General features: G+C 34.7%; 14 protein-coding genes and 1 other annotated feature. Of the genes, 10 read left to right on the forward strand and 4 right to left on the reverse strand.

Going from position 1 to position 14,387, the window contains the following annotated elements; translation table 11 throughout:
* Window positions 1-33 precede the first annotated feature (33 nt).
* The 3 genes from ACZDYH_RS19600 to ACZDYH_RS19610 all read right to left on the reverse strand — a co-directional run bounded on the left by ACZDYH_RS19600 (window position 34) and on the right by ACZDYH_RS19610 (window position 1,792).
* Window positions 34-741 (reverse strand): DUF3169 family protein, encoded by a 708-nt coding sequence (locus ACZDYH_RS19600; protein WP_000837717.1) that lies wholly within the window; start codon window positions 739-741, stop codon window positions 34-36.
* Entirely contained in the window at window positions 731-952 is a 222-nt protein-coding gene (locus ACZDYH_RS19605; RefSeq protein ID WP_000776168.1) for a helix-turn-helix transcriptional regulator, read from the reverse strand. The genes ACZDYH_RS19600 and ACZDYH_RS19605 overlap by 11 nt, the downstream gene beginning before the upstream one ends.
* A 225-nt stretch (window positions 953-1,177) precedes the next feature.
* A complete protein-coding gene (locus ACZDYH_RS19610; protein WP_000454754.1) occupies window positions 1,178-1,792 on the reverse strand; it encodes a DedA family protein in 615 nt (204 codons plus the stop codon).
* Window positions 1,793-2,193: 401 nt separating this feature from the next.
* On the opposite strand from ACZDYH_RS19610, the gene ACZDYH_RS19615 reads away from it, so the two are divergent.
* The 6 genes from ACZDYH_RS19615 to ACZDYH_RS19640 all read left to right on the forward strand — a co-directional run bounded on the left by ACZDYH_RS19615 (window position 2,194) and on the right by ACZDYH_RS19640 (window position 6,943).
* Window positions 2,194-2,637, forward strand: a complete 444-nt coding sequence (locus ACZDYH_RS19615; RefSeq protein ID WP_000388769.1) for a DUF3978 family protein — start codon at window positions 2,194-2,196, stop codon at window positions 2,635-2,637.
* 30 nt (window positions 2,638-2,667) lie between these two features.
* Complete coding sequence (locus tag ACZDYH_RS19620; RefSeq protein ID WP_000735063.1) at window positions 2,668-3,129, forward strand: L,D-transpeptidase; 462 nt, start codon at window positions 2,668-2,670, stop codon at window positions 3,127-3,129.
* Between the two features lie 364 nt (window positions 3,130-3,493).
* Complete coding sequence (locus ACZDYH_RS19625; protein ID WP_000148833.1) at window positions 3,494-4,159, forward strand: response regulator transcription factor; 666 nt, start codon at window positions 3,494-3,496, stop codon at window positions 4,157-4,159.
* The gene (locus ACZDYH_RS19630) at window positions 4,137-5,579 is read left to right on the forward strand and encodes a sensor histidine kinase (RefSeq protein ID WP_049107556.1); all 1,443 of its coding nucleotides are present in this window, start codon (window positions 4,137-4,139) and stop codon (window positions 5,577-5,579) included. Before ACZDYH_RS19625 ends, ACZDYH_RS19630 begins: the two co-directional genes overlap by 23 nt.
* Before the next feature lie 139 nt (window positions 5,580-5,718).
* A complete protein-coding gene (locus ACZDYH_RS19635) occupies window positions 5,719-6,621 on the forward strand; it encodes an EamA family transporter (RefSeq protein ID WP_000410484.1) in 903 nt (300 codons plus the stop codon).
* A gap of 67 nt (window positions 6,622-6,688) precedes the next feature.
* Complete coding sequence (locus tag ACZDYH_RS19640) at window positions 6,689-6,943, forward strand: hypothetical protein (RefSeq protein ID WP_000154129.1); 255 nt, start codon at window positions 6,689-6,691, stop codon at window positions 6,941-6,943.
* A 41-nt stretch (window positions 6,944-6,984) separates the two neighbouring features.
* On the opposite strand, the gene metG is transcribed toward ACZDYH_RS19640, so the two are convergent.
* Window positions 6,985-8,619, reverse strand: coding sequence for a methionine--tRNA ligase (metG, locus tag ACZDYH_RS19645; protein ID WP_000021599.1), 1,635 nt, complete (start codon window positions 8,617-8,619; stop codon window positions 6,985-6,987).
* A gap of 50 nt (window positions 8,620-8,669) precedes the next feature.
* Window positions 8,670-8,940, reverse strand: a binding site (T-box leader).
* A gap of 114 nt (window positions 8,941-9,054) precedes the next feature.
* On the opposite strand from metG, the gene ACZDYH_RS19650 reads away from it, so the two are divergent.
* From ACZDYH_RS19650 to ACZDYH_RS19665, 4 genes are all read left to right on the forward strand, one after another.
* The gene (locus ACZDYH_RS19650) at window positions 9,055-9,873 is read left to right on the forward strand and encodes a class I SAM-dependent methyltransferase (RefSeq protein ID WP_001072260.1); all 819 of its coding nucleotides are present in this window, start codon (window positions 9,055-9,057) and stop codon (window positions 9,871-9,873) included.
* A 414-nt stretch (window positions 9,874-10,287) separates the two neighbouring features.
* A complete protein-coding gene (locus ACZDYH_RS19655; protein WP_000878445.1) occupies window positions 10,288-11,982 on the forward strand; it encodes a methyl-accepting chemotaxis protein in 1,695 nt (564 codons plus the stop codon).
* 213 nt (window positions 11,983-12,195) lie between these two features.
* Complete coding sequence (locus ACZDYH_RS19660; protein ID WP_025709828.1) at window positions 12,196-13,887, forward strand: methyl-accepting chemotaxis protein; 1,692 nt, start codon at window positions 12,196-12,198, stop codon at window positions 13,885-13,887.
* Window positions 13,888-14,007: 120 nt separating this feature from the next.
* Window positions 14,008-14,325 (forward strand): metal-sulfur cluster assembly factor, encoded by a 318-nt coding sequence (locus ACZDYH_RS19665; protein WP_000076422.1) that lies wholly within the window; start codon window positions 14,008-14,010, stop codon window positions 14,323-14,325.
* Window positions 14,326-14,387: the final 62 nt, after the last annotated feature.

Raw genomic sequence — 14,387 nt, forward strand, 5'->3', positions numbered from 1 at the left:
TGGCCTTCTTAAAATATCCACCTTTTTCTCCCCTTAATAAATCATTTTCCTCTGCATTTCGTACATGAACTTCCCAAGATGCAATATCCAAATAAATGAGATTAAGCCAATTAATACAAAATCGATATCACTAGCAGCTGTATATATAACGGCAGCCCACCATACATATGCCAATATTGTATTCGTAAATTCATACGCTTTATATCCAGCCTCATGCACAATGTGCTTTAATCCTTCATCTGCGTTTTTCGTCCACATTTTCATAGATTCCATATACGTTACACCTTGTTCAGGATATAGCTTATTATAACGATTTTTTGTTATAAGTCCGATAATTACTACAGTAGTTAAACAAACAATAGAAGCTACTAAATTCCACACCGCAAATGAAACATTTGTATCCTGCAACAGTGCACGTCTACATGTAATAACTGCATATACAAACCATGCCTGCGTAACTATATCGCCTACACGTAAATATATACTTATAATGCCTAATTTTCTGCCTTGTACGCTCTCTTCTTCATCGCGTGCCTCTGCTAACATACGTGTATTCTTCCAAGTATAGTACATCATTAAGATTCCAAAAATAGTACATATACCTATAAATGTATTGGATGATAATTTTCTCGGTTCATCCGAGAGTAAATTTAAAGCTATATAAGACGTTAAAAAGCCACCCATCATACTTAATGCTATTTTCCCCACAGAATCAAATTGTTTTTTTCGTTTACTCTTCATCGTCCTCTTCCCCCTCTACTAACGTAAATATTTCCTCCACCGGTACATTGAAAATTTGTGCGATTTTTAACGACAATACGATAGATGGTGCATAATCCCCGCGCTCAATTAAACTAATCGTTTGCCGTGATGATCCAATCGCTTTCCCTAAATCCCCTTGTGATAAACGATGCTTTGCTCGCAATTCCCTCACTCGATTTTGAAGCTTCATGTCTTCCCTCTTTTTCATTTATTTAATTAAAATTGTAAATAATATCCTTATCTTTGTCAATTATAATTGTCATTACGACTATAATAATTGACAAGATACTTATTTCTTATCCTGTATCAAATTCCTATAAAGAATGTAAAATGTGCATTAAACATAGTCTTAAAAATAAAAAAGTCAGTGCTTTTGCACTGACTTCCTAAATTCTGACATAGAATGGATTTCATATTAACTTGCGTTTTGTAGTAATACTCGTTTTAACTGCTTACGGAAACGAATACCTAACGTAACCGCTACAATCACAATAACTCCAAAAATGATTTTACCGATATGACCTTCTAGCACTCCAAAGATATCATGTAAGTTTCCACCTAACCAGTAACCACCGATTAAGAAGAATGATACCCAAAATAGAGCACCTGAATAAATTGTAATGGCAAAACGACGGAATGGTAAATTAATAATTCCTGCAAAGTATCCTGTGAAATGACGTACACCAGGAATAAAGAAACCAATAAAAATTAAGAAGTACCCATACTTATCAAACCACATTCTCGTTAAGTCAATTTTTCTTTGCGTTAAAAATACGTATTTCCCATACTTTTGAATAAAAGGCATACCTAATTTATTTCCTAAAAAGTATTGAATCGTCATTCCTACACTTGTCCCAATAAAGGATAGAATAATTAAAATCGGTAAACTTAAATCACCCTTATGTGCTAAAAATCCCGCATATGCTAACGTTGGCTCTCCCGGAAACGGAAGTGCAATATATTCTAACAGCAAGCCGACAAGTACAACATAGTACCCGTATTGCTGAAATAATTCATGAATCCATTCCATGTCATCTCTCCTTTCAATCACGTACAACTTCTTACTATTATTGTATAAAAAAATTGTCGAAATAACTATCACAATAGCTTACATTTTTATTACATTTTTGTAAGGGTCACACTAGTGATTTTCGTTCTTTATTAAATAGTAAAAATCATTTTTCAAGTCGAAATAGCGGAAAGGCGCATTAATAACATGCAAATTTTATCCATTTTTTAGCACTAAAAAACCTCTCTTATTTTGTTCTCAATAAAAAACCATCACAAACTCATGCTAACTTCATATTAGCTTCATATACGTATTGTAAGATTATATCGGAATTTGTTGAAAAATTTAACCAATATATGACTAAGCATTAATTTGAATAAATATAAGTCGTTTTTCGAAATTGAAAAAAGGGTGAATACGAAATGGAAGCATATAAAATGCACGATTTTATTAATACAAATGTTGAATCTCATCAAAATGAAACCGTTTTTAATTTACAAATATGTGAAACAAGTGAATTTGACGTAAGTTTAACAAAATCTACAACACTATCTTTTATCGTTTCAAAAAAGAATATTAAAATTGTCACGAAAAAATGGATTAATTCAAATCAAGAAAGCATGATTGGCAAAAGCTACATCATTCCAACAAAAGCTTTTCATTATTTCTTACCAATCATCTCTGAAAATGAAGATGAGCTAAATATTCAAGTTCAAAGTTTTGGACTACGTGGTGAGCTTTTATTAAATGAAAGATTACTTATTGATAACAACAACAAACACAACAGCAAAATCACTACATTCTTTGAAACATTAGATGAAAATGTAAATAAAGCATTACGAGGATTACAACTTCATTGTATGTAAGACTCTTACGATAGTAAAAGGAGAATAACAATGAAAAAATTATTATTAAGCGCACTATTATCATTAGGATTTTTAACTCTTCCATTCTCTAGCGCAGAGGCAGCTACAACGAAAGATCAATTAATCGTAGACACTCAGTTAAATAAAATGGATTATTATCAGGATGGAAAATTTATAAAAAGTTTTACTGTCGCTACTGGAAAAGCTGCAACACCTACACCTAAAGGCACTTTTCAAATCGTAAATAAAATTAAAAATCGCCCTTATTATACAGGCAAAATTAAAGGCGGCGATCCACGTAATCCACTTGGTGACCGTTGGCTCGGATTAAATATGGCAGGAACTTACGGAACAACTTATGCGATTCACGGAACTAACAATAATCAAGCAATCGGCAAATGGACAACACTTGGTTGTATTCGTATGTATAACAATGATATACACTGGTTATTTGAGCGCGTTCAGCAGCAAGCTACTGTCACTGTAAAATAGCCTAAAAACAAGATTTATGTGTAGCCAAGAATTTTATGTCTTGGCTTATTTTATTTATTCATTTACAGTAGCAAAACAACTGTATTTACATATATAATAGGAATAGATTTGATTAGCTAATATTTAAACATTGATAAACGTAGATATTAAAATTATACAGTTATAATGTTTTATAAATTTTATAATACATACTATAATAGAACTACTGTAATTCTGAACTATTCAGTAACACTAAACTATTCCCCTTGCTACCTTCATGATTATTTTATAGCGGGGGCTTATTATATGTATAAACAATCTGAGTCACTCGAAAAATGATGAATTCGAATATTGCAGTAAAAAGCGTTATTTAGGAGGTGTTACTATGACGCATATACTGGTGATTGAAGACAACCCAGATATACAAGAACTTATTCGTGAATTTCTAATGGCACAAAACTTTACAGTTGATGTAGTTGGTGCTGGAACAGAAGGTATTCTTCTTTTCCAAAAAAATTCATACGATCTTGTCCTCCTCGATGTAATGTTACCAGATATAGATGGCTATAGTATTTGTAAAATTATGCGAGGACAATCTGATGTACCAATCATTATGTTAACAGGCTTACATAATGAAGAAAGTGAAATTAAAGGATTTGAGTTAGGTATTGATGACTATATTACGAAACCGTTCCATTATACTGTATTTATTAAGCGTGTAGAGGCTGTATTAAGAAGGGCAGCAACGAAGGAAGCAGAAGCTGCAACTATACTACAATTCCATGAATTGATGTTAAACTCTACAGCATATGCAGCTTATGTTCATGGTAATCAAATTGAATTGACAACAAAAGAATTTGAAATTATTTATACTTTACTGCAAAATCGAGGAAAAGTATTATCAAGAAGTGATTTGTTGAATAAGGTATGGGGCTATGAACATTATGGTGATGTAAGAGTTATAGATACACATATTAAAAACTTAAGAAAAAAATTAGGAATTCCTTATATTAAAACGGTGAAAGGCATTGGCTACAAAATCGAATCGTAGCAAAGACAACATCACCAAAAATATTTTCATCAAAACCTTATTATTTTGTATTCTTTTATCACTTTGCCTTTATCAAATTATTTACTTTCTAGCTTCAAACTACGATAAAGAACGTTTTGCGAAAGAAAATGGAACGCCGACTACAGAACAGGCTGATTCAGATAAGCAAAACGACGGAAGTAAAACGAAGCAAAATAAAGCTGTGTCAGAGGGGAGCATTTCTAATTTCCAATCTTCTATTATAGATTATAAATCTCTTTCTACAGCTATCAATCACCTTTTGCAGCCTAGCCAAACTGTAAAGGCAAAAGAACATACACAAAATCTTTCGGGGAAAAATAGCACTTCTAATCCGCCTACAGAAGCAGAAAAGAAAGCCGCTAATAATGATGCCTTACATACACAAAATGCAGCAAGTAAAACAAATGATACAAATGATAATCCAAAGTTAGCAGATGCGTTGCAACAATTAGCTCCACATATTGGCGCGACAATGCTTGCATTATCACTACTCGGATCATTAATTTATACAAAACTAATTGCCAAACCTTTTCAATATATGAGTGATGCTTTAAAAGATATTATGAATCTTGATTTCTCAGATAAAAAGCTACTTAACAAAAATGCAGATCAAACAGATTTTAATTTGCAAGTAGCTGCTTCGCAAGTACCAAATATTGTAAAAAATTTACATGAAAGCAATCAAGATTTAAGAAATGAGCTCAAGAAGGAACAACAATTAGAACAATCTCGTAAAGAATTTATGTCTATGGTATCCCATGAATTAAAAACACCAATCGCAGCCGTTATGGGACAACTAGATGGCATGATTCACGGAATTGGAGCTTATAAAGATAGAGATAAGTATTTGAAACGTTCCTACGAGATGATGCAAGACATTAACATATTAACGGAAAAAATGTCGGAATTATCCAAAATACAAAACCCTCAATTTAAACCGAATTTAGAAGTCATTTCTTTATCTAATATTATTGAGGATGTTATGAAGAAAGTAGATTACTTTGTATCTGTAAAACAATTAAATGTACAATCTAATATTAAACACGACGTACAAATTTTAGCTGATCCTAAATTTATTCAAACTGCTATTTTTAACATTATTTCAAATGCAATTCATTACACAATTGACCATCAGCACGTATATATAAAGCTTTATGAAAAACCAAATGGTTACGCATTAGAAGTATTAAATACAGGTTCACAAATTGATGAAGATAAACTTGCTCATTTATTTGAACCGTTCTATCGCGCAAACCCTGATAAACACGGTTTAGTACAAGGTAGTGGTCTTGGATTATATATCGTGAAACAAATATTAGATAAACATCAGTTTCCTTACGGGATACAAAACACAGCTCAAGGTGTAAAATGCTCCATTGTATTCCCAAAAGCAATGTAACATTCACTATAATTACATACCCCAAATTCATACTTCGTATGAGTGGCGGAATTTTGTAGAGTATATGACTCTGTTTCGTTCGCCCGTTATCCTTATTTGGATAGCGGGCGTTTTTTATTATTTAAAAGGAGGATTTTTTATGGAAAAGTTTAAATATTCATTACTCGTTTTATTCGGTGCTTGCAGCTATGGCATACTTTCAACTATTTTCAAACTCGGATTCATAAATGGATTTTCAGCACATCAACTATTAGGGGGACAATATGTCTTCGGATGGATTGGACTATTTCTACTCGTTCTTTTCTTTTCACGTCATAAAGTAACAAAAAAACAATTCTTTTCCTTACTAACCGTCGGAACAACAATGAGTATGACCGGGATTTTCTACGCTATTTCTGTAGAAGAACTACCCGCATCTATTGCTGTCGTCCTACTCTTTCAGTTCACTTGGATTGGTGTCATTATCGAAGCAATTGCAAATCGAACATTTCCAAGCCGCGATAAGATTATATCTATCCTTATTTTATTTGCTGGTACATTGTTTGCAGGTGGTGTATTTGAAGGCCTCGGACAAAGTTTTTCTACGAAAGGGATTATCTTTGGACTATTAGCTGCTGTCTCTTTTTCATTCTATGTTTTTGCAAGCGGGCGCGTCGCTACGGATGTTCCGCCTTATACGAAAAGCTTCCTTATGACAACAAGCGCTACTCTTATCGTATGCCTATTCTTTCCGCCAACCTTTTTAACAGACGGTGCTTTGCAAGCCGGTCTATGGAAATATGCTTTCTTCCTCGGATTATTCGGCGTTGTTGTACCTGTCATTTGTTTTTCAATCGGTGTACCAAAGGTTGGAACAGGGCTTGGTACAATATTAGGTGCAGCTGAATTACCAACTGCTATTATTGCTTCTATTACACTTGTACATGAAGTCGTAACGTTCATGCAGTGGATTGGAATTATTTTCATATTAGTTGGGATCTTCACTCCTCAGCTGCTTACGGCTAGGAAAGAAAGGAAACAAAATCGCGTGCATAGCGCTTGAAAAAATACAGAATTTATATAAAAGATATAACTGCAATTAAAATAAGTAAATTTATCTGGAGGTATAAATGACTATTTTAAGCATCGTATTTTTTGCTATTATGTGTATCTTCTTCCTAATAAGATATATGAAAGAAAAGAAATTTTACGATTTACTTCTCATTCCCGTTTGTATATATGCAGGAGCAGTGAAAACTCCTTTCGTAGAGTACTTAAACTTTAATACTACATTTAAAATAACGTATGATATTGCAGCTATTATTCTTGTAATCCTTGCTGTACTTTTCTTTTTGAAAGATAAGAAAGAGAATCATACTGCATAACAAAAGACCTTTCATTTACTTGAAAGGTCTTTTTCTCTATCTCATTTTACCGCTCCATACAGCTTCTCTATCTCATGCTCAATTTGTTTTACATCGATTCGCTCAAATAATGGCTGTACGCTATCAATTCTACTTGGCAACGTATTTTGCGGTTCCCAATTTCGTTTCACAATCGACAATGTGTTTCGAACTCTTTCACTTGAAAATGGTAAAAACGGTTCAAGGAGATTTGCAAAATTAGCGATAAGATACACACAGTTATAAATCGTTTCTTCACATGAAACTGGATCATCTTCTCTTTGTTTCCAAGGCTGCTTTTCATCAAAGTATTTATTTGCAAAACGTACTGCATCAAATATTGTTTCTAACGCCACCTTAAATTTAGTTTGCTCAATCGCCTCTCCTACACGCTTATATAATCCTTCTACTTTATCTTTCAGCTCTACCTCAATACTTCCCTTCGGCACGATACCACCATAATATTTTTCGATAAACTTTAATGTCCGGTTCACAAAGTTCCCGTATGCACCTAATAATTCACTATTATGACTGTAAATAAATTCCCGCCATGAAAAATCAGTATCGCGATTTTCTGGTGCGTTGACGGTTAAAAAGTAACGAATAGAATCTGGATCATAGCGTTCTAATATGTCAGGCACCCATACTGCCCAGTTTTTACTTGTAGATAATTTTCTTTTTTCAACTGTTAAATATTCATTCGAAACGATATGACGCGGGATTGCTTCCTCCCCTATTCCAAGTAATACCGCTGGCCAAATGACGGAATGAAACGGAATATTATCCTTTCCGTGCACATAATATGTTTTCGCTTCGCTATCCCAAAACTCTTGATCATCTTTCCCTGTTTCTTCAGCCCAATGTTTACTCGCTGAATAATAGCCTGTCACTGCTTCAATCCATACGTAAATTTTCTTATCTTCATACCCTTCTACTGGAATTGGTACTCCAATTGGTAAATCACGTGATACGGCCCTATCTAGTAATCCTTCCTTTACATATCTCTCTGTTAGTTGAATCGCATTGTCGCGCCATGTCCCTGTTTGCTTGGCAATTTCTACAGCCCTTTTAATTTGCTCCTGAAATGTATGCAATGCGAAATAGAAATGCTCTGTTTCCTGTACAGATGGTGTACTACCACATAACTTACATTTCTTTTCTAACAAATCGAGTGGATCTAAAATAGCAGAACACGCATCGCATTGATCTCCTCTTGCTGCTTCATGGCAATGTGGACATATTCCTTCTACATAACGATCCGGTAAAAACTGCGTACACGTTTCACAATACGCTTGTTCCACTATTTTTTTATAAATATGTCCTTCTTCTAATAAACGTAAAAAAACATTTTGAACCGTTTCATGATGGTGCTCACTATCTGTACGTGTATAGCAATCATAAGTAAAACCAAGGCTACGAAAACATCGCTGGAACTCTTCATGATACTGATCAGCAATTTCCTTCGCCGTCACACCTTCTTGTTTTGCCCTAATTGCAATCGGTGTTCCATTACAATCACTTCCTGAAACATACAGCACATTCTCACCTTTTGACCGGTAATAACGTGCTAAAATATCTCCAGGTAATAAACTCGCAATATGACCAAGATGTAATGAACCATTCGCATACGGCCAAGCGCCCCCAATAAAAATACTCATCTTACATTCCTCCTTTAAAATATAAAAAGCCCCACCCCTATCTTAAAAAAGATAAGGGCGGGGCTGTATAAACAGTCGCGGTACCACCTTATTTCGCCAATTACTCACATAATTAGCCTTAACAAGTACGGAGCTCTATGCTCTTATACTGTGGTTTTGATAACGAGTACCAACTCTCGTCGCCGCCTACTATTATCATTTGATAAGTTCAGGACGAAGCTCAAAGGCCATTGTTCAAATGAATATTCTTGCTTCTTCTCAGCTACCGAAGCTCTCTGGAAAGAATGTGTTCATCCTACTTTTCCTTTTCAACGCTTTTACGTATAACAAGTATTGTACGACTTAATCACAGAAAAATCAAACTTTTATCCAGAACGAAAAGGAAATCCCATCCTCCCGCCGAATACCTATACGTTCACAAAAGGAGTGATAACATTGAACCAAAAACAACTAAGCACTATAAATGAAAAAAGCTGGAATACAGCTGCTTATGAAGCTTGGACGAATCGCCATGGGGCGCCAGAGGATTATGCAAAAAAAATTATGGAAGATCCCACACGCGAAGTAGCACATTATTTACCTTACATACAATCTCCAAAAGGAAAACGTATTATTAACTTACTCGGCTCAAAAGGAAATAAAGCTGTCGCACTTGCCCTTTTAGGCTCTGACGTAACAGTTGTTGATATTTCAGCAAGTAATGCAAAATATGCAAATGAACTTGCGGACGCAGCAGGTGTCTCTATCCAGTATGTCGTTTCTGATGTATTAAATGTGCAGCTCTCCGAATCATTTGATATCGTATTGCTGGAACTTGGTGTACTCCATTACTTTCTAGATTTAAAACCACTCTTTCAAAAAATTGCTACTTTACTTAAGCGAGATGGAATGCTTATACTTCGTGACTATCATCCTGTTTACACAAAATTATTAGGAGTCGACCACCCATCATTTCAGGCCAATGGAAATTATTTCGATGAAGAATTAATTGAAGATGATGTTGCTTATAGCATCCTTCTTACAGAAGCACAGAAAGAATCGCTACCTAAAACAACCATCCGTCGCTGGACGCTAGGAGAAATCATTACAACACTTGCGGAAGAACGTTTTAAAATCGAAAAACTAGTTGAAGAACATGGATCTCATCAAAGATGGGTCTTTCCTTCTACTGCACCAGAAGGAATCGAAGAACGTATCCCTGGTCTATATACAATAATTGCGACAGCATGCAAAAAAGGATCCCTTCACGGATAGGATCCTTTTTGCATGCTCACGCATATAAGTTGAGGTTGGAGATTACCATAATTCTGTAGAATAGGACACAAGATATTTCAACATTTCGTCTCTGACTTACGTCGTCAAAAAGGGGTATGACCAACATAACGAAGAGTAATGTTTTTAGTTGATACTGATAATCGTTATCAACTAATTAGAAGTATACATGATGTCATTTCAAATTTCAATAGCATTTCTAATATTTATTTATGAATTTTATGATATGCAAATGTATACATTTTAAGAACTTTTTCTAATACTAATCTGACTCCTTCCATTATCTGCTATAATTTTCATTGAACAGATTAATAACTTCATAATAATGTTTTTATTAATTTTGTTTTAAATATCTATAAATCATAATAAACAGTTTAAATGAGGGTAGGGGTAACGATGAAATATGTTAGTATTCGAAAAAAACTACTGTTCACACTCTTAAGCATTTCTTCTTTATTTAGTATTGCTCTTATTGTTATTCTTTCATTCGCCATGAATCAAGCAAGTGAAATCGAAACGTTAAAAAATGATGTATCAAAAAGAGCGACGATTTTAAAAGAACGTGGCGATTGGTTCCAAGCACAAGTTGCTGGTTTACAAGAATATTTGCTATCACATGATCAAAAAGGATTAGATAAGTTCAATCGAGAAGGGAAAAAATTAGCTGATACTAGAGAGAAAGTAACAAGTGACAAGAAGCTCCCAGAAGGAATGAAAGAAGCTATTTTAATGGGTGGAAAATGGCGTAGCGTCATAGATAATGAGGTACTACCTCTTGCGCGTGAAGGAAAATGGGACGAAGCATCCAAAATTGCTTTATCACAAACAGATTATGTAAATGATCTTTTAGGTCGTTTTAATAAATATACAAATGAAGAGAATGAGAAACGTGACGCATTAATTGCTGATGTCGAGTCTTCTTCATCACTTATTCAATATATTATTTTCTTCTCACTTATTACATGTACATTAACGTCTATCTTATTAGCATGGTGGTTCTCTGGTAAACTCGTTAAACCAATTCGACAAATTGATGAGAAGTTAAAAGAATTAGCTTCTCAAGACGGAGATTTAACGGCTAGATTACACGTAACAAGTAAAGATGAAATTGGTGACATTGCAAATTCCTTTAATCAAATGCTCACTAACTTACAGCATATAATAAAACAAGTTCAACAAACATCAACAAGTGTAAAAGAAGCTTCCGAAAATGTATTTATCGAAACAACCGCTTCTATGGAAAATACCGCAAGAACCCAAGAAACTATGAATGCTCTTGAACACAATATTCGTTCACAAGTTTCTAGCATTGAAGAAAGTTCAACCGCAATGGATGACATGGCAACGAGTGTTCAGCGTATCGCTGAGTCCGCCTCTTCTGTTACTAGTTTAGCTGTCACAACTTCAGAAAAAGCAGATGATGGGAATAAAGTCATTGAGAAATCTATTACACAAATGCATACAATTAACGAAGCTGTTAACGCTACATCACAAGTAGTTGAGCGGCTCATTACACATACAAATCATATAGATACTGCACTTCAATCTATTTCAAATATCGCCGACCAAACAAATTTGCTCGCTTTAAATGCTTCTATTGAAGCAGCTCGTGCTGGTGAACACGGCAAAGGATTCGCTGTTGTTGCCGATGAAGTTCGAAAACTTGCTGAACAATCTCAACTAGCCGCAACTGACATTAACCATTTACTTCATCAAATTCAAGCTGATACAAAAATAGCAAATGATATGATGACACAAGGTCAAGCAGAAGCTTCTGAAGGAATTACGGTTATTCGTACCGCCGGATCTTCATTCTCAGAAATTGTTAACCACATTAACAAAGTCTCTACACAAATGCAAGAAATGTCTGCAACTGCTGAAGAGATGGCTGCAAGCTCTGAAGAAATGAACGCAGCTTTAAATAATATCGCTTCTATTTCAAACGAAGTTGCTGCAGAAACATCACAAACAGCGCATTCGGCTGGTGATCAAGTAAACAAAATGAGTATCGTGGCTAACAAATCATCTGAAATGAAAACAATCGTACAAGAACTTGAAGTTCTCGTCTCTCATTTCAAAACAAACGCTTAAAGTGAAAATGACACGAGCTCAAAGGTATAGGAATGAAAGTTTTACAGTCTCTCTTTTTTCACTTTAAAATATCTCTTTCTATCTCTCATTCCGTCTGCTATAATTCCTAAAGGAAATAAGAAAGCTTTATTCCAACTGGAGTAAAGCTTTCTTTCAATTTTTTACATTTATTAATTCTAATACTAAGATTTCACAAAGGAGGCTTTTAATTATATGAATTTTGTAAGTATCAGAAAAAAACTTATGTTCATGATGGGAACGATTTGCGCTTTATTTGGTGTCGCCTTAGCATTTATTTTATTTTTTGCTATCGACCAATCTCGTAAAGCTGAAACATTACAAAAAGAAATTTCTCCACTGGCAACAGAATTGAAAGAGCGTGGAGACGCTTATCAAGTACAGCTCTCTGCTTTAAGAGGTTATTTACTACAACATGATCAAGTCGAATTAGACAAGTTTAATGAGATGAGTAAACGTCTTGAGGATTCAAAAGATAAACTTCTTTCTAATCCAAATCTTTCTTCGTCCGTAAAAAGCACAATGGAATTAGGGTCTACTTGGAGAAAGTTCATTGAAGAAAAAGTATTCACTCTTGCAAAAGAACAAAAATGGGAAGAAGCTTTACAAGTAGCTTCTTCAGAAAACGGAACGGTCTATAAAGTAATTGGTGACTTCACAAATTACAGTAATGAACAAGCTAAATTACGTGAACAATCTATTGAAAAAATTGATCAATCTGCACTCTTAATCGAATATGTTATTTTCTTATCACTTGTTGTATGTATTATCGTTGCAATTATTCTTGCATGGTGGTTCTCTGGTAAACTGGTGAAACCAATTCAACAAATTGACACGAAACTAAAAGAATTGGCCTCTCAAGAAGGTGACTTAACGGCACGTCTACAAGTAAATAGCAACGATGAAATAGGTGCTATCGCAACATCATTTAATAAAATGTTAGAAAACCTACAACATATTATTAATCGTGTTCAAAAAACATCAGTGGAAGTACAAACCGCTTCTGAAAATATGCTAGAAAAAACGAATACATCACGTGAGGCGACATTAAGAGTCCAAAGCTCGATGTCCAACTTAAATGCAAGTATTCAATCACAAACTTCTAGTATGGAAGAAAGTTCAACTGCAATGGATGATATGGCAGTAAGTGTTCAGCGCATTGCTGAATCTGCTTCATCTGTAGCGGAACTTGCTGTTGCCACCTCTGAACATGCTAGCGATGGAAGTACCGTTATCCAAAAATCTGTTTCACAAATGACAACAATACACGAAGCTGTAAATGCTACGTCAGAAGTGGTTGAACGTCTAATCACTCATACGAAATATATTGATACTGCTGTACAATCTATTTCTAATATTGCTGAGCAAACAAACTTACTTGCTTTAAATGCTTCTATTGAGGCAGCTCGTGCTGGGGAGCAAGGAAAAGGATTTGCTGTCGTAGCTGACGAAGTTCGAAAGCTTGCTGAACAATCTAAAACAGCTGCAACAGACATTAATCAATTACTACATCAAATTCAAAATGATACAGAAACTGCTAGCTCTATGATGTCTCAAGGCCGTTCTGAAGCATTTGAAGGTATCAATGTTATTCGTGAAGCTGGTACTTCTTTCACAACAATTGTGGAACAAGTAAATAAAGTATCTACTCAAATGCAAGATATATCAGCAACTGCTGAAGAAATGGCTGCAAGTGCTGAAGAAATGAATGCTTCACTTAATAACATCGCTTCTATCTCTACTGAAGTATCGAGCGAAACTGCCGCAACGGCACAATCTGCTGAACAGAAAGTTATTGTTATGAATGAAATGACAGTAACTGCTAGAAAAATGAAACAAACAGTTGAAGAGTTAGATCAACTCGTATCTCATTTTAAAACAGAATAGATGTTCAAAAAATATCCCTTCTTTGAAAGAGGGATATTTTTTTGAGCTCATTTCCTGCACATTATGCTCATTTCCGTTATAATGAGAATCGATATCATTAAAGTGTAGGAGGGGCTGCTTATGTCACAAGAAGCATTTGAAAATAAATTACTTGCCAATTTAGAGGCTGTTATTGACCCTGAACTAGGTGTTGATATCGTTAATCTTGGATTAGTTTATGATGTTACAGCAGATGAAAATAATAATGCTGTCATTACGATGACTATGACTTCTATCGGTTGTCCAATGGCTGGGCAAATCGTATCAGACGTTAAAAAAGTATTATCAACAAACGTACCTGAAGTTAATGAAATAGAAGTAAATGTCGTTTGGAATCCACCGTGGTCGAAAGAACGTATGTCACGTATGGCGAAAATCGCATTAGGTATTCGCGACTAAATAAAGTGGAAATTTCATCATTTGCGGATAGCGGGATAAAGAAAAGACCTGACTAGGATGTC

The organism is Bacillus sp. EB V-12 (assembly GCF_056158125.1).